The sequence below is a fragment of the Curtobacterium sp. MCLR17_040 genome, assembly GCF_003234735.1.
Lineage (GTDB): Bacteria > Actinomycetota > Actinomycetes > Actinomycetales > Microbacteriaceae > Curtobacterium > Curtobacterium flaccumfaciens.
Genome location: NZ_QKTE01000015.1, coordinates 12,573 through 35,226 on the forward strand (window position 1 = coordinate 12,573; position 22,654 = coordinate 35,226).

At 71.3% G+C, this 22,654-nt stretch carries 21 protein-coding genes and 1 tRNA gene; 10 read left to right on the forward strand and 12 right to left on the reverse strand.

Going from position 1 to position 22,654, the window contains the following annotated elements; all coding sequences use genetic code 11:
* Positions 1-42 precede the first annotated feature (42 nt).
* Complete coding sequence (def, locus tag DEJ01_RS12795; protein ID WP_111093204.1) at positions 43-618, reverse strand: peptide deformylase; 576 nt, start codon at positions 616-618, stop codon at positions 43-45.
* Between the two features lie 39 nt (positions 619-657).
* On the opposite strand from def, the gene DEJ01_RS12800 reads away from it, so the two are divergent.
* From DEJ01_RS12800 to DEJ01_RS12825, 6 genes are all read left to right on the forward strand, one after another.
* On the forward strand, positions 658-1,572 hold the full coding sequence (locus DEJ01_RS12800; RefSeq protein WP_171907811.1) for a DMT family transporter: 915 nt from the start codon (positions 658-660) through the stop codon (positions 1,570-1,572).
* Positions 1,573-1,730: 158 nt separating this feature from the next.
* Positions 1,731-2,942 (forward strand): glycosyltransferase, encoded by a 1,212-nt coding sequence (locus DEJ01_RS12805; protein WP_110864667.1) that lies wholly within the window; start codon positions 1,731-1,733, stop codon positions 2,940-2,942.
* A gap of 13 nt (positions 2,943-2,955) precedes the next feature.
* Positions 2,956-3,030, forward strand: a tRNA-Ile gene (locus DEJ01_RS12810).
* Positions 3,031-3,037: 7 nt separating this feature from the next.
* On the forward strand, positions 3,038-4,162 hold the full coding sequence (locus tag DEJ01_RS12815) for an AI-2E family transporter (RefSeq protein ID WP_171907810.1): 1,125 nt from the start codon (positions 3,038-3,040) through the stop codon (positions 4,160-4,162).
* Positions 4,159-5,004, forward strand: a complete 846-nt coding sequence (locus DEJ01_RS12820) for a DUF1684 domain-containing protein (protein ID WP_111093205.1) — start codon at positions 4,159-4,161, stop codon at positions 5,002-5,004. The genes DEJ01_RS12815 and DEJ01_RS12820 overlap by 4 nt, the downstream gene beginning before the upstream one ends.
* A gap of 158 nt (positions 5,005-5,162) precedes the next feature.
* Entirely contained in the window at positions 5,163-5,663 is a 501-nt protein-coding gene (locus tag DEJ01_RS12825) for a DUF3145 domain-containing protein (RefSeq protein ID WP_258375716.1), read from the forward strand.
* Between the two features lie 239 nt (positions 5,664-5,902).
* On the opposite strand, the gene DEJ01_RS12830 is transcribed toward DEJ01_RS12825, so the two are convergent.
* From DEJ01_RS12830 to aceE, 6 genes are all read right to left on the reverse strand, one after another.
* A complete protein-coding gene (locus DEJ01_RS12830) occupies positions 5,903-7,147 on the reverse strand; it encodes a beta-ketoacyl synthase (protein ID WP_027465338.1) in 1,245 nt (414 codons plus the stop codon).
* A gap of 87 nt (positions 7,148-7,234) precedes the next feature.
* A complete protein-coding gene (locus tag DEJ01_RS12835) occupies positions 7,235-7,483 on the reverse strand; it encodes an acyl carrier protein (protein WP_017886710.1) in 249 nt (82 codons plus the stop codon).
* A gap of 122 nt (positions 7,484-7,605) precedes the next feature.
* Positions 7,606-8,658, reverse strand: coding sequence for a beta-ketoacyl-ACP synthase III (locus tag DEJ01_RS12840; RefSeq protein WP_071405345.1), 1,053 nt, complete (start codon positions 8,656-8,658; stop codon positions 7,606-7,608).
* Complete coding sequence (locus tag DEJ01_RS12845) at positions 8,655-9,596, reverse strand: ACP S-malonyltransferase (protein WP_111093207.1); 942 nt, start codon at positions 9,594-9,596, stop codon at positions 8,655-8,657. Before DEJ01_RS12845 ends, DEJ01_RS12840 begins: the two co-directional genes overlap by 4 nt.
* A gap of 112 nt (positions 9,597-9,708) precedes the next feature.
* Positions 9,709-10,935, reverse strand: coding sequence for a CdaR family transcriptional regulator (locus DEJ01_RS12850; protein WP_027465341.1), 1,227 nt, complete (start codon positions 10,933-10,935; stop codon positions 9,709-9,711).
* A gap of 7 nt (positions 10,936-10,942) precedes the next feature.
* Positions 10,943-13,687 (reverse strand): pyruvate dehydrogenase (acetyl-transferring), homodimeric type, encoded by a 2,745-nt coding sequence (gene aceE, locus DEJ01_RS12855; RefSeq protein ID WP_111093208.1) that lies wholly within the window; start codon positions 13,685-13,687, stop codon positions 10,943-10,945.
* A 241-nt stretch (positions 13,688-13,928) separates the two neighbouring features.
* Here aceE and DEJ01_RS12860 point away from each other — a divergent pair, with 241 nt between their 5' ends.
* Positions 13,929-14,417: a peroxiredoxin gene (locus DEJ01_RS12860; protein WP_071248033.1), complete on the forward strand. Its 489-nt coding sequence runs from the start codon at positions 13,929-13,931 to the stop codon at positions 14,415-14,417.
* 56 nt (positions 14,418-14,473) lie between these two features.
* Positions 14,474-15,400, forward strand: a complete 927-nt coding sequence (locus DEJ01_RS12865; protein ID WP_181438447.1) for an alpha/beta fold hydrolase — start codon at positions 14,474-14,476, stop codon at positions 15,398-15,400.
* Positions 15,401-15,415: 15 nt separating this feature from the next.
* On the opposite strand, the gene DEJ01_RS12870 is transcribed toward DEJ01_RS12865, so the two are convergent.
* The 5 genes from DEJ01_RS12870 to DEJ01_RS12890 all read right to left on the reverse strand — a co-directional run bounded on the left by DEJ01_RS12870 (position 15,416) and on the right by DEJ01_RS12890 (position 19,909).
* Complete coding sequence (locus tag DEJ01_RS12870) at positions 15,416-17,002, reverse strand: alpha/beta fold hydrolase (RefSeq protein ID WP_111093209.1); 1,587 nt, start codon at positions 17,000-17,002, stop codon at positions 15,416-15,418.
* Positions 16,999-17,985, reverse strand: a complete 987-nt coding sequence (locus tag DEJ01_RS12875; RefSeq protein ID WP_220038694.1) for an amino acid--[acyl-carrier-protein] ligase — start codon at positions 17,983-17,985, stop codon at positions 16,999-17,001. Before DEJ01_RS12875 ends, DEJ01_RS12870 begins: the two co-directional genes overlap by 4 nt.
* A complete protein-coding gene (locus tag DEJ01_RS12880; RefSeq protein WP_071405339.1) occupies positions 17,982-19,157 on the reverse strand; it encodes an acyl-CoA dehydrogenase family protein in 1,176 nt (391 codons plus the stop codon). The genes DEJ01_RS12875 and DEJ01_RS12880 overlap by 4 nt, the downstream gene beginning before the upstream one ends.
* A complete protein-coding gene (locus DEJ01_RS12885; RefSeq protein ID WP_111055374.1) occupies positions 19,154-19,453 on the reverse strand; it encodes an acyl carrier protein in 300 nt (99 codons plus the stop codon). Before DEJ01_RS12885 ends, DEJ01_RS12880 begins: the two co-directional genes overlap by 4 nt.
* 81 nt (positions 19,454-19,534) lie before the next feature.
* Positions 19,535-19,909, reverse strand: a complete 375-nt coding sequence (locus DEJ01_RS12890) for a holo-ACP synthase (RefSeq protein ID WP_171907809.1) — start codon at positions 19,907-19,909, stop codon at positions 19,535-19,537.
* A 106-nt stretch (positions 19,910-20,015) separates the two neighbouring features.
* Here DEJ01_RS12890 and DEJ01_RS12895 point away from each other — a divergent pair, with 106 nt between their 5' ends.
* Positions 20,016-21,071: a hypothetical protein gene (locus DEJ01_RS12895; protein WP_111093210.1), complete on the forward strand. Its 1,056-nt coding sequence runs from the start codon at positions 20,016-20,018 to the stop codon at positions 21,069-21,071.
* On the forward strand, positions 21,068-22,642 hold the full coding sequence (locus DEJ01_RS12900; RefSeq protein WP_258375717.1) for a CoF synthetase: 1,575 nt from the start codon (positions 21,068-21,070) through the stop codon (positions 22,640-22,642). Before DEJ01_RS12895 ends, DEJ01_RS12900 begins: the two co-directional genes overlap by 4 nt.
* Positions 22,643-22,654: the final 12 nt, after the last annotated feature.

Below are 22,654 nucleotides of genomic sequence, written 5' to 3' on the forward strand. Positions count from 1 at the left end.
ACGGGCTGGACGGCACCGGGTGCCGACACTGACCGGCGTCAGTCAGCCCTCGGGGTGGTCGCGACCCGGCAACCAGGACTGGCCGGGGCCGCCCCAACTGCTCTTGCGGATCGCCTTGGCGACCTGCTTGCCGTAGGGGCGCACCAGGCGGTCGGCGTAGAGCCAGCCGTCCAGGTGGTCGTACTCGTGCTGGAAGATCCGGGCCAGCCAGCCGTGCGCCTCGACCTCGAACGGGGTGCCGTGCTCGTCGAAGGCCCGCAGCAGGGCGCCCTCGGAGCGGCGGAGCGGGAACCGCTCGCCCGGGATCGACAGGCAGCCCTCGGACTCCTCGTCCTCGTCGAGCTCCTCGACGGACTCGGGCACCGGGGGCGTGATCCACAGGACGGGGTTCACGGCGGCGCCCCGGTGCAGGACGTCGTCGTCGTCGGTGTAGGAGTACACGAACAGGCGCTTGCCGACGCCCACCTGCGGACCGGCCAGGCCGACGCCCGGTGCCAGGTCCATGGTCTCGAGCATGTCGGCGACGAGGGTGCGGAGGTCGTCATCGAACGCGGTGACCTCGGCTGCACGCTCGTGCAGGACGGGTTCGCCGGTGATGCGGATCGGGAGAACGGCCATTCACCCAGGTTATCCGGCGGGGGACGGTAGCCTCGACGCGTGACGACGGACCTCCAGCTGCCCGACGCCGTGAGCAACCTCACGCCGTTCCAGGCGCTGATGATCCCGGTGGCGCTGATCGGTGCGGTGTTCCTGTCGCTCGGGGCGCAGTTCCAGAGCCGCGGGGTCCAGCGGGTCGAGGCGCGTCTCGGTCGGCAGTCGAAGGGGCTGAGCGTCCGGCACGTCGTCGGGCTCGTCTCGAGTGGCTACTGGGTGCTCGGCACGCTCATGCTCGGCATCGCGGTGGTGCTCCAGCTGATCAGCATCACGTTCGCGCCCCTGATCGTCGTGCAGCCGTTGGGTGCCGTCGCCCTCGTCATCACGACGTGGTTCTCGTCGCGGTCGTCCGGTGTGCCACTCGGTCGCCGTGCCCGGCGGGCCGTGTGGACGTGCATCATCGGTGTCGGCATCTTCGTCGGGATCGCCGCGTTCGTCGGGCACGAGAGCGCGATCACCCGTCAGCAGCTCGTCACCGTACTGGTGATCCTGGCCGTCGTGCTGGTGCTCGTGCTGGTGTCGTTCCGCCTGGTCGCCAAGCACCGCAGTGCGCTGTACTACATCGTCGGGGCGGGAGTGCTCTACGGGTTCGTGGCGACGCTGGCCAAGGTGGTGCTGAACCGCTTCGTGAACGGCACCTTCGACTGGCTGACCGTGCTCGCCATCGTCGGGGTGGTCGTGGCGGCATCGCTCGGCGGGTACTTCGTGCAGAACGCGTACTCGAGCGGCTCGGCCGACCTCGTGATCGCGGGGTTGACGGTGATCGACCCGATCGTCGCGGTCGGCATCGGCGTGATCGTGCTCGGCGAGGCCTCGGGGGCGCCGTGGTTCGCGGTGGCGGGGTTCGTGGTGGCCGCGGGCATCGCCATCACCGGGGTGTTCCTGCTCGCCAAGCACCACCCGCAGACCCGGGCCTGACGCCGGCCGACGCGGGCGACCGGCGCGCACGCGGCGGTGCACTCGCCGCGCACCCCGGGTGGTCGCCGCCCTCATCCGCGCGGCTGACGCGACCGTCGATCCGGGTGCGATAGCGTCACTGCCGACCAGCCATCGCCCACGAGAGGACGAACTCAGCCGTGTCAGGAGACGCCACCACCGCCACCGCCGGACCGACGGAAGCGACGGGCGGTCACCGGCCGTTGCGCGTGCTGATCGCAGCGGACACCTTCGCCCCCGACGTCAACGGCGCCGCCACCTTCGCCGAGCAGCTCGCCGTCGGCCTGGCCGAGCGCGGGCACGAGGTGCACGTCGTGGCCCCGGCCTCGAGCCGCCACTACGGCACCTTCGACGAGGAGCACCACGGCGTCACGCTCGTCGTGCACCGCCTGAAGTCGTACAAGTGGCCGCTGCACCCGTGGCTGCGCTTCGTGTGGCCGTGGAGCGTCCGGAAGTGGACCGGACCGATCCTCGACGCCGTCAAGCCCGACGTGCTGCACATCCAGTCGCACGTGGTCATCGGCCGCGGCATCGTGCACGAGGCGAACGACCGCGGCATCCGGGTCATCGCGACGAACCACTTCATGCCGGAGAACCTGCTCGAGTACACACCGTTCGGCAAGTGGACGCTGCCCCTCGCGCTGAAGATCGCGTGGAGCGACGCCGCCAAGACCTACCGGCTGGCCGACACCATCACGACGCCGACGAACCTGGCCGCCGACTACCTGCGGAAGGCCATCGCCGGCCAGCAGGTCCTCGCGATCTCGTGCGGCATCGACGCGTCCCGGTACGTGGCGCGCGAAGGACGCCCGGTCAACAACGACATCGTCTTCGTCGGTCGCGTGGCCCCCGAGAAGAACCTCGACGTGCTCGTCCGCGCGGTGGCGCTGCTGCCCGCCGAGCTGTCCGCGACGCTGACCATCGTCGGCGACGGCGAGATGATCCCGAAGCTCACCGCGTTGGCGAAGGAGCTCGGGCTCGAGGACCGCGTGCGGTTCCTGGGGTTCGTCTCCGACGAGCGCAAGCAGGAGGCCCTGACCAACGCGACGGTGTTCGCGATGCCGTCGACGGCGGAACTGCAGAGCATCTCGTCGCTCGAGGGGATGGCCTCGGGGCTGCCCGTCGTCGCCGCCGACTCGATGGCGCTCCCGCACCTGATCGACGGCAACGGGTACCTGTTCACCCCGGGCGACGTGGACGACCTGGCGGCGAAGCTCACGACGGTGCTCACCGCGCCCGAGTCGGAGTACGTCGCGATGCGGGATCGCAGTCTGACCATGATCGAGGCACACGACATCAACCGCACGCTGTCGACGTTCGAGTCGCTGTATCGTGGTGAGCCGGTGGCCTGAGGGTCTCCGGCGAGGGGCGGTAGCCAAGCTGGTCAAGGCAGTCGGCTCATAACCGAACGATCCGCGGGTTCGAGTCCCGCCCGCCCTACGTGCACATGCCAAGGAAGCGCGACACGTCGCAGGACGACCACGCACCGACACCGAACGTCACCTTCGAGGTGACCCGTGGCGGTACCGGCGTGCGCGTGAACGCCTTCCGCCTCGGGTTCATGGGCGCCATCGGGGTGCTCGTCGCGCTGCTCGCCGGTGCGATCATCAACGAGCTCAGCACGGTGCTGGTCTACATCGGGGTCGCGCTGTTCCTGGCACTCGGCATCGACCCGCTCGTGTCGTTCCTGGAGCGGATCATCCCGCGCTGGTCCGCCATCACGATCGTCGTGGTCGCGGTCCTCGGGGCCTTCGCCGGCATCGTGTTCGCCGTGGTGCCGATCCTGGTGGAGCAGGCGTCGAACCTGATCCAGAACTTCCCCGACATCGTGCAGGACATCTCGCAGCAGCAGTGGGTGCAGGACCTGTCGAAGCAGTTCGCCGGGTCGTTCGACATCGACCACGCCCTGCAGTCGCTGCAGTCGTTCGTCGAGAAGCCGGGCAACCTGCTCAGCGTCGGCGGCGGGATCCTGGCGGTCGGCAGCGGCATCCTGTCCGGCGTCACCGGGGCGCTCATCGTCATCATCCTGATGCTCTACTTCCTCGCGTCGATGCGGGGCATGAAGCGTGCGACCTACCGGTTCGTGCCGGCGTCGCGCCGCCAGAACTTCATCGACGTGAGCGAGCAGATCACGCAGGCCGTCGGCCGCTACGTCGTCGGGCAGGTGTCGCAGGCACTGATCAACGGCATCCTGAGCTTCATCTTCCTGCTCATCATCGGGGCGCCGCTGCCGGTGCTGCTCGCGTCGTTCGCGTTCCTCGGTTCGCTCATCCCGCTCGTCGGCACGCTCGCCGCCGCGATCGTCATCTCGCTGCTCTGCTTCTTCGCGTCGCCGGCCACCGCCCTCGCCGCCGCCATCTACTACCTCGTCTACATGCAGGTCGAGGCCTACCTGATCTCCCCGCGCATCATGTCGCGTGCGGTCCAGGTGCCCGGCGCGCTCGTGGTCATCGCGGCGGTCGCGGGCGGCACGATCGGCGGCGTGCTCGGTGCGCTCGTGGCGCTGCCCGTCGCGGCGTCGGTCATCATCATCGTGCAGAAGGTCATCTACCCCCGCCAGGAGCAGGCGTGACGAGCGGCACCGGCGCACCCGACGACGCGGTCGTCGCCGCCTTCGCCGAGCACGTCCACGACCGTGACCGCTGGGCGCGCAGTGCCCGTGGGCCGCTCGCCCTGGTGAACGCCCAGCACGTCGATCATCCGCAGCCGGTCTGGCCGGTCCCCGGGACGTGGGCCCCGGCCGTCGGCGGACTCACCGTGACGGCCGAGGCCTCCGACGGCGTCGTCGTCGACGGCGTCCCGGTCGACGGCACGGTCCTGGTGGCCGGGGACACCGCCGTCGTGCCGTCGACCGTCGCGCTGCCGGACGGCTTCGCCGGCACCGTCAGCGGTGACACCCTGCGCGTCTGGGACCCGTCGTCCGAGGCGATCGCCCGCTTCGCACAGATCGCCCGCTTCGCGTGGTCCGGCGACTGGGTGACGTCCGGCACGTACGTCCCGCTGGTGGGAGACGACCTGGAGGCCCGTGGCAGCGTCCGCGACGCCGCCGGCGACGCCCTGCCGGTCGCCGGACACGTCGAGACCGTCGTGGGTGGTGCCACGGTGCGGTTCGTCGCCGTCAGGTCGGCGGCCCACCGCGGAGCCCCGCGGCTGCAGCTCATCGTGCAGGACGCCACGAGCGCCCTGCCCGAGGACGACCCGGGCAGCACCTACTCGATGGGTCGGTTCCTGTACCTCGACGACCCCGGCACGGAGGCCACGGTCGAGCTCGACTGGAACCGGCTGGTCCTGCCGCCGTGCGCGTTCTCGTACCAGTACGCGTGCCCGATCCCACCGGAGGACAACCGCGTCCCGGTGCCGATCACGGCGGGGGAGCGACACCCGGTCGACGCGGACGGTGCCGTCCTGCACTGATCGGGGTCGGTTCCTTGCCGTTCCCAGCCGCGGCGCTGCATAATGGGCGTGTCCCGTCGGGACATCACAATCGCATACCGATGGTTCCGTGGCCCCTCGGGTCAGGATCCTCCGCACCAGGTCGATGGGGAAGTCGCACCTGACGTATCGGAGGAACCGTGAACGGAACGACGACAGGAGTGCTCTACGTGCACTCCTCACCCCGCGCGCTCTGCCCGCACGTCGAATGGGCAGCAGGTCGCGCGATGAACCGCGCCGTGAACTTCTCGTGGCTCGACCAGCCCACACAGGACGGTGCGCGCCGGACCGAGTACACGTGGACCGGTGCGGTGGGCGCCGGCGCCGCGATCGCGTCGGCCCTGCGCGGATGGGAACACCTGCGGTACGAGGTCACCGAGGAGCCGACGAGCGCCTCGGACGGCGGTCGCTGGATGCACACGCCCGACCTCGGCGTGTTCTACGCGCAGACCGACGTCACGGGCAACATGGTCATCCCCGAGGACCGGGTGCGCTACGCGATGGAGGTCGCGGGCAGCAACGCCCTCGAGCTGCACCGTGAGCTCCGGCTCGCCCTCGGGCAGGCCTGGGACGACGAGCTCGAGCCCTTCCGCCACGCGGCCGAGGGCAACCCGGTCGTCTGGCTGCACCGCGTCGGCTGACCCGACTCGCAACACGCCGGCGTCTCGGTGCGCCGGACGCCGACGTCGGGTGCGCAACACGCCGGCGTGCTGTCCTGACGCCGCCGAAGACTCGAGACGCCGCCGAATACGGCGGCGTCTCGTCGTTTCCGGGGCGCCTCAGCGACACGTCGGCGTGTTGCCGGGACTCCGACCGGCACCGGAACGACGGAAGCCCGCCCCGACGACGCGGGACGGGCCTCCTGGCAGGGTGGGACGGATCAGACGCTGCGGAACGCGACCACGGCGTTGTGGCCGCCGAAGCCGAACGAGTTGCTGACCGCGAGCAGGTCGCCCTCGGGCAGTGCACGCGGCTCGCGGGCGACGTCCATGACGATCTCCGGGTCCTGGTCGTGCAGGTTGATCGTCGGCGGGGCGACGCGGTTGTGCAGCGCGAGGACGGTGAAGACCGCCTCGATCGCACCGGCACCACCGAGCAGGTGACCCGTCGAGGCCTTGGTCGCGGACACCACGACGTCGTCCAGGTGGTCGCCGAAGACCCGACGCATCGCGTGGTACTCGGCGACGTCCCCGACGGGGGTCGAGGTGGCGTGCGCGTTGACGTGCACGACGTCCTCGATGCTCGCGTCGGCGTGCTCGAGGGCCTGCAGGACCGCACGGGCGGCGGCGCTGCCCTCGGGGTCCGGCGCGGTGATGTGGAAGGCGTCCGAGGTGATGCCGGAGCCGGCGACCTCGGCGTAGATCGTCGCGCCGCGGGCTTCCGCGTGCTCCTTCGACTCGAGGATGAGCGCCGCTGCGCCGTCACCGAGCACGAAGCCGTCACGCGTGACGTCGTAGGGACGTGACGCGGTCTCGGGGGAGTCGTTGCGGCGCGACAGGGCCTGCATCGCGGCGAACGCGGCCAGCGGGAGCGGGTGCAGCGCGGCCTCGGCGCCACCGGTGATGACGATGTCGGCGTCGCCGTCGGCGATGTGCCGGTACGCCTCGGCCAGCGACTCGGTCGACGACGCGCAGGCGGACAGGTAGGTGCGGGCACCACCACGGGCGCCGAACTCCATCTCGATGGCGGCGGCGGGGCCGTTCGCCATGAGCATCGGGACCGTCATCGGCAGGACGCGACGCGGGCCCTTCTCGCGCAGGGTGTCCCAGGCGTCGAGCAGCGTGTTCACGCCGCCGATGCCGGTCGCCCAGTCGACGATGAGGCGCTCGGGCACGACCGACTCGTCGTCGATGCCGGCGTCGGCCCAGGCCTCGCGTGCCGCGACGAGCGACAGCTGCGACGAGGGGTCGAGGCGCTTCGACTCGGGGCGGGTGAGCTGGTCGGTGAGGAACCGGCGCGCCTGGCCGGCGAACTCCACCGGGAGTTCGAGCTCGGCGTAGCGGGGGTCCTCGATGCGGGTGATGCCGGACTTGCCGGCGAGCAGCGCGTCCCAGGTGTCCGGGGCGGTCGCGGCGAGGGGTGAGATCGCACCGATCCCGGTGACGACGACGGTCTTCTTGGTCATGGGACGACGTGTTCTTTCGTTGGGGTGAACAAGATGAGCGCCACGGCCCGCAGGGGTCCGCGGGCCGCGGCGCTCAGGAAGCTCGTGTCAGGCCTGGGCCTTGACGATGTAGTCGACCGCGTTGCCCACGGTCTTGAGGTTCTTGACCTCTTCGTCCGGGATCTTCACGTCGAACTTCTCCTCGGCGTTGACCACGATGGTCATCATCGAGATGGAGTCGATGTCGAGGTCGTCCGTGAAGGACTTGTCGGCGGCGACGGTGTCGGTGGCGATACCGGTCTCGTCGTTGATCAGCTCGGCCAGGCCGGCGAGGACTTCTTCGTTGGACAGGGCCATGAGTGTTCTCCTTGAAGGGGGGTGTCGTTTGACCGTTGACCAGCCTAGGGCACGCGGGGTCCGGGTGCGCGGAGGCTCGTCGGGATGGGGACCGGGCGCGCGGGTGCGCGACCGGACGGGGATCAGGGGAGGACGACCACCTGGGCACCGAACACGAGTCCGGCGCCGAAGCCGATCTGCAGGGCGAGGCCGCCCGACAGGTCCGGGTGCTCCTCGAGCAGGCGGTGCGTGGCGAGCGGGATGCTCGCGGCGGAGGTGTTGCCGGTGGTGGTGATGTCGCGGGCGATCGTCACCGTCTCGGGCAGGCCGAGCTGCTTGGCGAACTCGTCGATGATGCGGATGTTCGCCTGGTGCGGCACGAACGCGGCGAGGTCCTCGGGGCGGACGCCGGCGGTCTCGAGCGCCTGGCGGGCGACCTTGACCATCTCCCAGACGGCCCAGCGGAACACCGTCTGCCCGGCCTGGCGCATGGTCGGACGCGGTGCCCCGGCCTCCCACTCGTTGTAGGTCGCGGTCATGCCGATGGCGTCCCACTTCGAGCCGTCGGAACCCCAGATGGTGGGGGCGATGCCCGGGAAGTCGCTCGGGCCGATCACGGCGGCGCCGGCACCGTCCCCGAGCAGGAACGAGATCGAGCGGTCCGTCGGGTCGACGACGTCGCTGAGCTTCTCGGCCCCGACGACCAGCACGTGGTCGGCGAGCCCGGACTTGATGAACGAGTCGGCCTGGGCGATGCCGTAGGCGTACCCGGCACAGGCGGCGCTGATGTCGTACGCGGCGGCCGGGGTGGCGCCGATGCGCTCGGCGAGCAGCGACGCCATCGACGGGGTCGCCACGGTGTGCGTGACGGTGCTCACGAGCACGACGCCGATCTGGGACGGCTCGATGCCGGCCTTCTCGATGGCCTCGCGTGCGGCGGCCTCGGCGAGGTCGACGGCCTCGACGTCCTTGCCCGCGCGCTTGCGGGTGATGATGCCGGTGCGCTGGCGGATCCACTCGTCGGACGAGTCGATCGGGCCGACGAGGTCGTCGTTCGGCACGACGTTCTCGCCGCGGGCGGCGCCGAACGCCAGGATCCGGGTGAACTCGTGGCCGCGGCGCTGCTGGAGCAGCGGGCGCGCGGATCCGGTCGGGAGGCCCGTGGGGGCGTCCGTCGGGGTGGTCGGGTCGGTCATGCGGTTGCGTCTGCTTCCTGGCCCGCGCGCTGCAGCAGGTCGATCGCTGTAGGCAGGTCGTCGGGGGTCTTGATGGCGACGGTCGGCGTGCCGCGGAGGCCGCGCTTCGCCAGGCCGACGAGGGCACCGGCGGGTGCGAGCTCGATGATGCCGGTCACGCCGGCGGCGGAGAAGGACTCCATGACCGCGTCCCAGTGCACGGGGCTCGCGATCTGCTGGACCATCAGGTCGACGAAGCGGCGCCCGTCGTCGACGCGGGAGCCGTCGGCGTTGGTCCAGATCGGCAGGGTCGGGTCCTGCACGGTGGCGGCGGCCGCGACCGGAGCGACTCGCTCGACGGCGGGGGCCATGTACCGGGTGTGGAACGCACCGGCCACGGCGAGCGGGATCACCCGGGCCTTGGCGGGCGGGTCGGCCGCGAGGGCCGCGATGGCGTCTGCGGCACCCGCGACGACGGTCTGGCCGCCACCGTTGTGGTTCGCGGGCACGAGGCCGTGCTCGGCGAGGGCTGCGGCGACCGCGTCGGCGTCGCCACCGAGGACGGCGGCCATCGAGGTCGGCTCGAGCGCTGCGGCGTCTGCCATGGCCCGGCCGCGCTCGGCGACCAGGGCGACGGCGTCGGTCGGCTCGAGGATCCCGGCGACGGCGGCGGCGGTGAACTCGCCCACCGAGTGTCCGGCGACCCCGCCCACCAGTGCACGACGGCCCTCGGCGAGCAGGGCGTCGGCGGTCACCAGGCCGGCGGCGACGATGAGGGGCTGTGCGAGCGCGGTGTCCTTGATGGTGTCCGCGTCGGAGTTCGTGCCGTGCTCGGCGAGGTCGACGCCGATCGACTCCGACCACTGCCCGACTCGTTCACGAACGGTGGCGTCCTGGAGCCAGGGGGCGAGGAAGCCGGGGGTCTGGGAGCCCTGTCCGGGCGCGACGACGACGATCACCGGACAATCCTCGCGTTCTCACCCCGCGGGGCCCGTGTAGACTTCCCACACGAATCCCCGCGGGACATTGTCGGTTCTCTACCGTCCGGAGCGCTCTAGCGTCCGGAGCGCTCTAGCGCCGGGGCGTGATGCGGCGGCGGCCGGTCGCGGATTCGGACATGGCGCCGAGGATGAGCGCCGACTGCACGATCAGGGCGTCCCGGGCGTGCGTGGCGTCCCACCCGATGATGTCGGCGACCCGGCGCAGGCGGTAGCGCACGGTGTTCGGGTGCACGAAGAGCTCGCGCGCCGTGGCCTCGAGCGACCGGCCGGTGTCCAGGTAGCACCAGAGCGTCTGCAGGAGCTCGGTGGACTGGTCCTTGAGCGGGACGTAGATGCGCTGCACCAGGGCCGACCGTGCGAGCGGGTCGCCGGCCAGTGCACGTTCGGGCAGCAGGTCGTCGGCCAGGGCCGGGCGGGGCACGCCGCGCCAGGCACGCGCGACGGCGAACCCGGCGAGGGCGGCCTTCGCGCTGGTCGAGGCGTCGACGACCCCGGGGACCTCGTTGCCGAGCACCAGGTGGCCCTCACCGAACAGCGGTTCGAGGGCCTGCGCGATGGTCGTGAAGGAGACGGGCTCCTCGCCCTCGGGGACGTCGTCGCGCGGGGTGGCGCGGCCGATCACCACGACGAGCCGCGATCCCTGCACCCCGACGAGCACGTCGGCGTCCATGTGCCGTGCGGTGCGCCGGACCTGGTCGACCTCGAGCTGCTTCGGTGCGGTGCCGACGAGCACCGCGACCTCGCCGTGGCCGTGCCATCCGAGGGCGGCGATGCGGGACGGCAGTTCGTCGTCGTACTCGCCGGAGAGGATCGAGTCGACCACGAGCGCTTCGAGCCGGGCATCCCACAGACCGCGGGCCTCGGCCGCGCGAGCGTAGACGTCGGCGGCGGCGAACGCGATGTCGCGGGAGTACTTGAGGATCGCCTCCTGCAGCATCTCGTCGTCGGCGGCGCGTTCCTCGACCACGGTCACCACGACGCGGATGAGCTGCAGGGTCTGCTGCAGGCTCACCGAGCGCAGGAGTTCCCGCGGGGCCGATCCGAAGACGTCGGCCGCGGCGATCCACGGCGTCGACGCGGTGCCCTCGAGCCAGCTGATGAACGAGGTGATGCCGGCCTGGGCGACGAGGCCCACGGCGGAGCGGCGCCCCGGCGGCATCTCGCTGTACCAGGGGAGCGTGTCCTCGAGCCGCTTGATCGTGGCGGTGGAGAGTTCTCCGGACACCTGACGGAGCCAGGAGAGCGCACGCTCGCGCGCGCTCTCCTGGCTCTCGTGGTCCGGGCGGACCGTCGTCACGGGTTGATCAGCTCTCGCCGCCCGCGCTGCCGGTGGTGCCGGCGGTCACGTCGTGCAGGCGGTACTTGTCGATCGCCTGCTGGACGAGCGCGCCGTCGACCTTGCCCTGGCGAGCGAGCTGCTGCAGCGTCCGCACGACGACCGAGGGGCCGTCGATGTGGAAGAAGCGGCGAGCGGCCGGACGGGTGTCCGAGAAGCCGAAGCCGTCGGCGCCGAGCGTGGCGTAGTCGGTCGGCACGAACGGGCGGATCTGCTCCTGCACCAGGTGCATGAAGTCGCTCACGGCGACGACCGGGCCCTCGGTGCCGAGCAGCCGCTCGGTGACGAACGGCGTGCGGGCCGGCTCGTTCGGGTTGAGGAACGCCTGCTGCTCGGCGGCCACACCGTCGCGGTACAGCTCACCCCAGCTCGTGACGCTCCAGACATCGGCCGACACGCCCCAGTCCTCGGCGAGGAGCTGCTGCGCCTCGAGGATCCACGGCACGGCGACACCGGACGCGAGCAGCTGGGCCTTCGGGCCGTCGTGCTCGCTCGCCTTGAGCAGGTACATCCCCTTGAGGATGCCCTCGACGTCGACGCCCTCGGGCTCGGCTGGCTGCACCAGCGGCTCGTTGTAGACCGTCAGGTAGTACATGACGTTCGGGTCGGCGTGCTTCGGCGAGCCGTCCTCGTTCGTGCCGTACATGCGGTCGAGGCCGGCCTTGACGATGTGGCCGATCTCGTAGCCGTACGCCGGGTCGTACGAGACGACGGCCGGGTTCGTCGTGGCGAGGAGCGGCGACTGACCGTCCGCGTGCTGCAGGCCCTCGCCCGTCAGCGTGGTGCGGCCGGCGGTCGCGCCGATCATGAAGCCACGGGTCATCTGGTCGCCGGCGGCCCAGATGGCGTCGCCGGTGCGCTGGAACCCGAACATCGAGTAGAAGACGTAGACCGGGATGAGCGGCTCGCCCTGCGTCGAGTACGAGGTGCCGACCGCGGTGAAGGCCGCGAGGGCGCCCGCCTCGTTGATGCCGACGTGGATGATCTGGCCCTGCGGGCTCTCCTTGTAGGCCAACAGGAGCTCGCGGTCGACCGACGTGTAGTGCTGGCCGTTCGGGTTGTAGATCTTCGCCGACGGGAAGTAGGCGTCCATGCCGAACGTGCGTGCTTCGTCCGGGATGATCGGGACCACGCGGTCGCCGAAGTCGGGCGAGCGCAGCAGGTCCTTCAGCAGGCGTGCGAACGCCATGGTGGTGGCGACCTCCTGCTTGCCGGAGCCCTTCTTGACGACCTGGTACTTCGAGTCGTCCGGCAGCGTGAACTGCGTGTACTTCGTGCGACGTTCCGGCACGTAGCCACCGAGCGCCCGACGACGCTCGTGCATGTACTGGATCGCCTCGTCGTCGTTGCCCGGGTGGTAGTACGGCGGCGTGTACGGGTTCTCTTCCAGCTGCGCGTCGGAGATCGGGATGCGCATCTCGTCGCGGAACTGCTTGAGGTTGTCGAGCGTGAGCTTCTTCATCTGGTGGGTCGCGTTGCGCCCCTCGAAGCTCGGGCCGAGGCCGTAGCCCTTGACCGTCTTCGCCAGGATGACGGTCGGCTGGCCCTTGTGCTCGGTCGCTGCCTTGAACGCGGCGTAGACCTTGCGGTAGTCGTGGCCACCGCGCTTGAGGTTCCAGATCTGGTCGTCGGTGTAGTCCTTGACGAGCTCGAGCGCCTTCGGGTCGCGCCCGAAGAAGTTCTCGCGCACGTAGGCACCGTTCTCGGCCTTGTACGTCTGGTAGTCGCCGTCCGGCGTCTGGTTCATCAGGTTGAGGAGCGCGCCCTCGGTGTCGCGGGCGAGCAGGTCGTCCCACTCGCGGCCCCAGACGACCTTGATGACGTTCCAGCCCGCACCGCGGAAGAACGCCTCGAGCTCCTGGATGATCTTGCCGTTGCCACGGACCGGACCGTCGAGTCGCTGCAGGTTGCAGTTGATGACGAAGTTCAGGTTGTCGAGGCCGTCGTTCGCGGCGACCTGGAGCTGCCCGCGGGACTCGACCTCGTCCATCTCGCCGTCGCCCAGGAACGCCCAGACCTGCTGGTCCATGGCGTCCTTGATGCCGCGGTTCGACAGGTACTTGGCCTGCTGCGCCTGGTAGATCGCGTTGATCGGGCCGATGCCCATCGACACGGTCGGGAACTGCCAGAAGTGCGGCATGAGGCGCGGGTGCGGGTACGACGACAGGCCGCCGCCGGCGTGCGACTTCTCCTGCCGGAACCCGTCGAGCTGGTCCTCGGAGAGGCGACCTTCCATGTACGCGCGGGCGTACATGCCGGGGGAGGCGTGGCCCTGGAAGAAGACCTGGTCGCCACCGGAGGGGTGGTCCTGCGCGCGGAAGAAGTGGTTGTAGCCGACCTCGTACATCGCAGCGCTCGACGCGTACGTCGAGATGTGCCCGCCGACCCCGATGCCGGGACGCTGTGCACGGTGCACCGTGATGGCCGCGTTCCAGCGGATCCAGCGGCGGTACCGGCGCTCCAGCTCTTCGTCGCCGGGGAACTCCGGCTCGTTCTCCGGCGCGATGGTGTTCACGTAGTCCGTCGTCGGGACCATCGGCACACCGAGGTGCAGTTCCTTGGACCGCTTGAGCAGGCTCAGCATGATCTCGCGACCGCGCTGGTGTCCGTGGGTCTGGACCAGCCCGTCGAGGGACTCACGCCATTCGGCGGTCTCCTGCGGATCCTGGTCGTTCGCCCCGGCGCTGTACGGGTCCTGGTCGTTCACCGTCACCCTTGACCTCGTTCGTTCTCGTGGTGGTGGACATGGTGGCTCCGGTGGTCGGGTCGCGACCGGCTGGGGCCCCGTCCACTCTAGGCCCCAGGACCGACGCTGATGCTGATGGTGACGTGCAGGTGGACGGGTGCTTGCATTCGCGTGTCGTCGGCGTAGCATGGCCGATCGTGCACACGCGATCCGCGGCGCACGGACCCGACGGGCACACCCCACGCCCGAGGAAGAAGCACACGTAGCGATGGCACTGGAGATCGGCTCACTCGCGCCGGACTTCGAGCTCCCGAACCAGTTCGGTGAGCACGTCCGACTCAGCGACTTCCGTGGCAACCGCCCGGTCGCACTCGTCTTCTTCCCGCTGGCGTTCTCGTCCGGGTGCACGAACGAGCTCTGCACCCTGCAGGACAACATCACGATGTTCCAGGACCAGCGCATCGAGCTGCTCGGCATCTCGGTCGACTCGAAGGCGACGCTCCGGTCGTTCGCCGAGACGAACGGCTACGACTTCGAGCTGCTCGCCGACTTCTGGCCGCACGGCGCAGTCTCGAAGGAGTACGGCGTGTTCCTCGAGAACAAGGGCTTCGCCACCCGCGCGACCTTCGTCATCGACGTGCAGGGCCGCATCAAGGCCTCGATCATCACCGAGCCCGGCCTGCAGCGCGACGTCGCCGAGTACAAGGCGGCCCTCGACCGGCTCGCCGCCTGCTCGGCACCCGTCCCCGTCGGCTAGCGTTCCGAATCCCTCCTGACGGACGCGTCCGCGTCGACGGTCGGACAGGAGGCCCGGTGCACGCCATCGACACCGACCCACGTGGTCACGGGGTCACCGCTGATGCGTACGCCCCGTACCCGGTGCGCGTCACGCCCGGCGCCTGGGGGCTGACCCGCACGGTCGTGGAGGCCCCGACCGGCCCCGTCGTGGTGCACCACCGCGCCGGTCCGGACCCGCTCCTGCTGCTGCACGGCGTCGCCGGCTCCTGGTCCACGTGGACACCCTTGCTGCACGCCGCACAGGGCGTCGGCGACCGCGGCCTGGTGCTCGTCGACCTGCCCGGCTGGGGGTCCTCGCCCGCTCCGGACGGTCCGCTCGGTCTCGACGCCGTCACGGGTGCCGTGTCGGCGGTCCTCGTTGCGCTGGGCGTCGGCGCGGTCGACGTGGTCGGGCACTCCATGGGCGCGTTCGTCGGGTTGCACCTGGCGGTCGTGGCGCCCGAGCGGGTGCGGTCGCTCGCCCTGGTGTCCGGCACCACGGTCGCGACCGCCGGCGCGGCTCGGCACCCGGTGCGGGCGCTCGGCACCCTGCCGGCGTTCACCCTGCTGCGCGCGGGCCTGACGGTGACCGGTGGCGCCGCTCGTCCGCTGCTCCGGGGGATCGCGCGGATCGGCCTGTTGCCGCTCGTCGCGGCGCCGGTGTTCACGCACGTGCGACGCCTGGACCCGAGCGTGCTCGAGGCCTTCGTCGAGGAGCTCCGGCCGGAGCAGTTCACCGAGGCGGCACGGTCGGCGGCTGTGTACGACGTCGACCGGTGGCGTGCGATCACCTGCCCGGTGACGGCGATCGCCGGGCGCGACGACGTGTTCGCCCGGGTCTCGGACCTCGAGGCGCTGCGGGTGCTCGTGCCGCAGGTCCGGACGGTGCTGCTCGACGACTGCGGGCACTTCGCCCACGTCGAGCGTCCCGACGCCGTCGCGCGGGAGCTCAGCCTGCGCTGAGCCGGTCGGGGCGCGTCAGGTGTGGACGGGGAACGTCGCCGCGACGCGGGAGCGCACCTCGGCGACGACGGCCTCGCGCATCGTCGGGGAGAACAGCGAGTGGTCGCCGTCCTCGACGCGGACGACGGACACCGATCCGCGGCGGTCGTCGCCGGGCCAGCGCCGGACGGCCTTCTGCCCACCGAGTCGGTCGAACAGGGCGGCGTCCTCGGGAGCGACGATCACGACGACGTCGGTGCCGTGCTCGACGAGCGGGCGGACGTGGCCGACGACCCCGCCCATCCGGTCGCGACGGGCGATCCGGTCGCGGACGGCCTTCGGCACGAAGCGGTTGTAGCGTTCACGCACCCACATCCGTGCGGGCGACGGGGCGTCGATGGCCCGGACCCCGTCGGCGTACGAGCCGGGCTCGGCCGGGACGCGACGGTAGTCGTTCGGGCTGATCTCGACGACCAGGCGCGGGGCCTCCTCGACGGCGCGGCCCGCGACCCAGGCGCCGGCGCACATGCCGACGAGCACGAGCCGGTCCGAGGGCGTGGCGAGTGCGGTGACGACGGCGGACTGGTCCTCCACCCACTCCTGCGCGAACAGGAAGCTCCGCTCGTCCTCGTGCACGCCGGTGCTCTCGCCGGTGGCACGGCGGTCGACCCGGACGACCCGGGCGCCGTCGCGGGCGAGGGCGCGGGCGAGTTCGACCTGGTAGTCCGTGGCACCCACCCGGTGCTCGGCGCCGCCGCTGTGGAGCACGACGACCGGGGCGTCGTGGTGCTGGGCGGACGAGACGGTCTCGATCCCGAACAGCCCCTGATCGCCGAGGTGGACGATGCGCTCCGACACGCGGCCGTCGACGTCGAGGACCTCGTCGAGGACGGGCGTGCGGACGGGCACCGCCGTCTCGGGCGCCCAGGTGTCGAGCCAGGCCACGACGGTGTCCACGGCGGCTCCGGGGATGCGGGCGTGGATGCTCGTGCCGTCGAGGAGCTCGGCGCTGCCGGTGACCTCGGTCACCTCGACGCCACCGAGGGGCTTCGGCGGCCGGGCACCCGGACGGACGAGGGCGACGGTGGGGCCGGTGCGCGGGGAGAAGGCGAGGTCCGCGAGTGCGGCGGCCTCGTCGGGCTCGACGTCGAACCCGATCAGGCTCTCGACGCCGTCGACCACGCGGTCGGCGCCGATCGTGATGGTCGCGAGGGCGCGCTGCCGACGGAGCCACCCCTTGCCCGATGCCGGGGCGTCCCAGACGACGAGGCCGTCGGTGTCCGCGGCCGCGTTCGCCGCGACGAGGGCCGCCGAGGCCAGCCCGACGAAGGCGACGTGCTGCACCCCCGTCGTGCGGAGCACGGCGGCGGCGTGGCGTGCGGACCGGACCTGCGCGTCGGGCGTGGTGTCGGGTGCGCCGTCACCACGTCCGGACGGGTCGTAGCGCACCGAGGCGATGCCACGGGCCTCCAGGCGGTCGGCCAGCAGACGGAGCGTGCGGTACGCGATGACGCCCTCCTGCCCGAGCGGCGGGCAGATCACGACGCCGGCGCGCGCGGCGGCGGGGAGCTGGACCGCGGCGCGGATCGCCGGCGATCCGGACCAGCCGTGCAGCGTGGTCACAGGGCGAGGGCGGCGCGGGCGGACGCCGGCCAGGCGTCGAGGTCCGTGCCGTGGGCGGCGAACAGGGCGATGGTGATGCGTTCCAGGCCGAACGCGATGCAGGCGCTGTGCGCGACCTGTCCGTCCTCGGTGCGGAGGCCGAACGAGGTGCCGAAGTGGTCCTCGTGCAGGTTCGCGGAGCTGATCGCGGTGGCGTCGTGGTCGGGACCGTAGACCTTCGTCACGAACTCGAACTTGAGCGCCTGCTCGACCTGGTTGCGGGCGAGCATCTGCCCGACGCGGCCGAAGAAGGGGTCGTTGGCGGGGACGACGTCGATCTCGAGCCCGAACGACTCGAGCAGCGCGCGCATCACCGGGATGCTGCCGTCCCGGTGGGCCGCCGCGGACGCGGGGGTGCCGACGTGCACGAACTCGTGCATGTGGAAGGCCTGCAGGCGCATCGGGTCGAGCGAGGGCTCACGGCGGAAGGAGTCGCCGAGGACGTCGAAGAACCGGCCCTGCTGCGGCACGGTGTCGCCGATCAGGCCGTAGACCGGGTGGCAGACCGCGGGGGTGAGCATGAGGTCGGCCGGCTCGAGGAACCCCTCCCAGCGCTCACCGCGCTCGCGGGCGGCGAGCAGCGCGCGGTGGGTGCGGTCGTCGCCGGTGAACCCGGAGATCGACGCGGCGAGGTCCGGGAACGACGCGATGTAGTCGGTGCGCTCGAAGGACGCGAGCGGCTCGACCGGCGGGAAGCGCAGGACCTCGGCGCCGAGGTGCTGCTGGCTGCGGACCGCTGCGGCGTCGACCGCGGCGTACACGCGCTCGAAGACCCCGGTGCGGCCGTAGAGCCCGGGCGTGCCGAGGTCGAGGAGGACGCCGTCGGTGAGCAGGCGGGCGCGGAGGGCGGCGCGGGCGGCGTCGAGCGCCGCGGTGGTGTCCGCGGCGGCGCTGTCCGCGGTGGTGGTGTCGGTGGTGTGCGTGGTGGTGTCCGTGATCGTCACAGGATCACTCCCGTCATGATGGCCAGGTCGGCGTCGTTCTTGAGGAGACGGTCGTTGCTCACCATGACGGCGGCCCCGTGGGCGTCTCGGAGGTGTCGGGCGATGCTCATCGGACCCGAGGCGGCGTAGCCCGCGATCCCGACGATGCGCAGCGCCTTCGTGACGATGTCGGTGACGCGTTCGGACGCACCGATCTTCAGGGCGTTCGCGGCGAGGGCGTACGCGCTCGAGGCCAGCACGTCCGGGTCATCGGCGGCGGCGTCGAACCGTTCGGCGGCGTGGCGCACCGAGTCGGCCAGGGCCTGCAGGTCGACCAGGAGCTCGGCGAGCCGGAGGGCACCGGGCGGGGTCGTCCCGACGGCGGCGCGGGCCTGCTTCCGGACGGCGCTGCGGGCACGTTCGGCGGACGAGACCGCGATGCCGAGCCAGACCGAGGCCCAGAGCACGTGCGACACCGGCAGGACGGTCTGGGCGGAGATCGCGGCGTAGTCGTCGCGGAACACCCGGTCGGTCGTCGTCTCGGTGTCGAGGATCCACCCGTTGCTGCACGTACCGCGGAGCCCCATGGTGTCCCAGGTGGACGTCTGCGACAGGACCATCGTGTCGGTGCGGCAGATGAGCAGTCGCTGGTCCGACGCCGGGGCGTCCGGGTCGCGGCGGGCGGTGACGAACACCGCGTCGGCCTCGGTGGCGTACGAGATCACCGGCGCGTCCTTGCGCAGGCGGATCCGGCCGTCGTCGGTCGGCTCGATGGAACAGGTGGACCGCCGGGCATCGCCGCCGACGCCGCGCTCGGTGGTGGCCGACGCGACGAGTGCCCCGCCCCGGACGGCCTCGATCGTCTCGAGTACGCCGGCACCGTCGCCGCCGTGCCGCCAGAGCGCCATGACCTGGCCCTGGTGCATCGCGAACACCATGCCGGTCGCGGCGCAGGCGCGGCCGAGTTCGGTCGCGATCGCGGAGAGCTCCGCCACGGAGGCACCCTCGCCACCGTGCTCGGTCGGCACCGCGGCCGCGAGCAGGCCGTACTCCCGCATCGCGGCGATGGCCTCGCGCGGGGGCCGGGCGTCGCGGTCGACCTCGTCGGCGAACTGTGCGGCGACCTCGGCCACCGCGCTCGCACGCTCGGCGAACCGGTCGACGACCGACGGGGCCGGCAGGACCAGGGTCACGAGGCGAGCTCCGCGGCGAGCTCCGCCGCGGCGACGATCGACTCGACGCTCGCGAAGGTGGACCGGTTCAGCACGGAGTCGGGGAACTCGACGTCGAGGTCCGACTCCACCGCGAGCATCACGTTGACGGTGGCGTGCGAGGTCAGGCCGAGGGCGTAGAGGTCGGCGATCGACGCGACGTCCCACGCGTCGACCGTCAGCCTGCCGTGCTCGGCGAGGGCGCGACGGACGGCCCGGTCGGTGGCCGGGTCGGCGATCGTCGCGGTGGTGCTGGAGGGGTTCGGGTCCTGTTCCATGACTGCAACCGTAAAGAGGAACGGCCCTCGGGAAACCGCCGTGCCGGTGCGGGAAACCGCACCCCTGTCCGGAGCGCCGGGTCAGCGCTCCGAGAGGGCCACCGCCGTCGCCACCGCGAGCCCCCGTTCGTGTGCCAACGAGACCGCGATCGGGCCGCACCCGATCGACTCCGCCAGGGCCGCGGCCGCCCCGGACAGCTCGACCGTGGGGGCGCCGCCGGCGTCGAGCACGACGGCGACGTCACGCAGCGGGATCGCCTGGTCCGGAGCCGGCCGGAGCAGTTTCACGACGGCCTCCTTGCCCGCGAACCGGGCAGCGAGGCGCTCCGGGTCGTCGCCGGTGTCGGTGCGCTCCCGCAGGGTGAACACCCGGTCCAGGTACCGCTCGCCGTGCGCCGTCACGGCGTCGACGACGTCCTCGACCGCTGCGAGGTCGGTGCCGGTGCGGATGGTCATCACGAGGAGCAGGCTACGCACCGGTTGTCCAGAGTGCATGCCCTGACCGGCATGGGGCACGTCGGGGGTTCGTATGATCGTCGCCAGGGACCACCGAGGGGGAACGATGGCATCACCGTGGACGGGCATCATCGAGGACGCGCGGCACTACCCGTCGCCGCACAACTCGCAACCGATCGTCGTGCGCGTCGAGGACGACCGCACCGCGACCGTGTTCTACGACCTGCGACGGGGGTTGCCGGCGGAGTCGTTCGGCATCCCGTTCGGCCACGTCTGCGCCGGGGTGTTCCTGGCCGGGCTCGACGTGGTGGCACGAGCGCACGGGTTCACCGTGCAGGAACGGCTCGACCACGCCGAGATGGACTTCGGTCGGCTCGACTCTGGTCCGGGGCACGACGCGACGGCGGACGACCACCTGCACCGGCTGGGCACGGTGACGTTGCGTCCGCACGTGGTCACCGCGGACGACCGGGAGGCCCTGTCCGGCTTCCTCGCACGGCGCACCTCACGCAGGCCCTACGACGCAACGCTCGTCGACGCCACTGCGATCGAGGCCGCGTCCGCCATCGCGTCGGCTGCCGGGCAGCGCTTCCGCACCACCGACGACCGGGCCACCGTCGACGAGATCGTGCGCGTCAACCAGGAGACCCTGTTCGACGACCTGCAGCACGACGCCGTGCACGACGAGATCCTGCACTGGCTGCGGTTCTCGAAGCGACAGGCAGCGGCCACCGGTGACGGGCTGTCCGCCGAGACGATGCTCATGCCCGGCCCGGTGCTCCGGTTCGCCATGGAGCACCGCGGACTCTGGCAGGCCCCGGGCATCGGCGGGGTCTTCCGCAAGGTGTACCTGTCCACCATGCGGGGCGTCCGACAGCTCGCCTGGCTCGAGGGACCGTTCAGCACCCCGGCCGAGTACTTCGAGGCCGGACGGGTCTTCATGCGCATCTGGCTGGAGTTCTCCGCCCGCGGCATCGCCATGCACCCCTTCGGCACCGTCATCACCAACCCGCGGTCTCACGCCGCGTTCGTGGAACGTGCGGGCGTCGACGAGTCCGACGGGCGGATGGCCTGGATGCTGTTCCGCTTCGGACACAGCGACCCACCACCCCTGGCACACCGCCGACCCGCAGCAGCGATGACCGTGGGCGGTGCCCGGTGAAGCGCGCAGCGGTGTTCTCGGTGGTGTGGGTGGTCGAGACCTTCGTCGCACTGTTCATGCCCCGCGTCGGCACCCACAAGCTCCTGCTCACGCCCGGCATCGAGCCGCTCCGCTGGACCCTCGGACGCTGGCGCGCCTGGCGGACCGCGGAACGGGCTGCGAAGCGGGTCCCCGCGTACCGGGCGTTCCTGGCGGAGTCCGGACGGGCCTCCAGGCTCGACACCCGTGGCGGGATCGCCGCGGCGATCTCGGGACTGCCCGAGATGGACAAGGACTCCTACGTCAAGCGCTGGAGCATCCCCGAGCGCTGCATCGACGGACGCCTGCCCCGACGCGGCGTCGTCGTCGACGAGTCCAGCGGGTCGAGCGGCACCCCGACCAGCTGGGTGCGCGGCCCCGACGAACGCCAGGCCACGCGACAGCTGCTGCAACTCGGGTTCTCTCGCACCGCCAAGGACCTGTCCAAGCAGCCGTTCGTGCTCAACGCCTTCTCGCTCGGCGCCTGGGCCACCGGGATGAACGTGACCGCCTCGCTCACCGAGTCCTCCATGATCAAGTCGATCGGCCCGGACCGCGACAAGATCGTCCAGACGATGCGCGAGTTCGGCACCGACTTCACCTACATCATCTGCAGCTACCCACCGTTCCTGAAGGCCCTGTTCGAGGACGACCGGCTCGACTGGAGCCAGTACACGATCGTCGCCGCGTTCGGGGGCGAGGGCATCAGCGAGAACATGCGCGCCCACATCGAGCAGTACGCGCAGGCCGTGCTCGGCTCCTACGGGGCGAGCGACCTCGAGATCAACCTCGGCATCGAGACCCCGTTCAGCGTGCAGCTGCGCCGGGCGATCGCCGCCTCACCGGAACTCTCCGCCGCCCTGACCAAGCAGGGCGAGTACGGGGTGCTGCCGATGGTGTTCCAGTTCAACCCGTTCGGCTACCTGATGGAGACGAACGACCTCGGCGAACTCGTCGTGACCATCGCCCGCTCCGAGAACATCAGCCCCCGCATCCGGTACAACATCCACGACCGCGGACACGTGGTGCGGATGAAGGAACTCCGGTCCGTGCTGCGGGCGACGGGGCACGCGGCGCTCGCCGCCGAGGCCGAGCTCGACCTGCCGCTGCTGTTCCACTACGGCCGGTCCGACCTGTCCGTCGACTACAACGGGGCCGTCGTCGCACCGGACGTGGTGCGGGACGTCGTGTACGGCGACCCGGAGCTGCTCGAGGCCGTCGAGAACCACCGGCTGATCAGCTACGAGGACGACCAGGGCGACCGGCAGCTGCACATCGCGTTCCAGCTCGCCTCGGGTGCCGGCGGGTTCGACGCGGACGCCGCCCGGGGCGACGTGATCGCCGAGCTGCGGCGGTTGAACAAGGACTTCTCGAACGCGATCCGTACGGCGCCGCCGGGCACGCTGCCGACGGTCGCGTTCTACCCGTACCGGACGGGGCCGTTCCGCGAGGACGGCAAGAAGCTCAAGAACGAGTACGTGTGGCAGCTGCCGGCCGGGTCGGTCGAGCAGTGGGACCTGGACCTGTCGTGGGTCGCGGCGACGGAGGCCTGAGTCGAGCCGCCT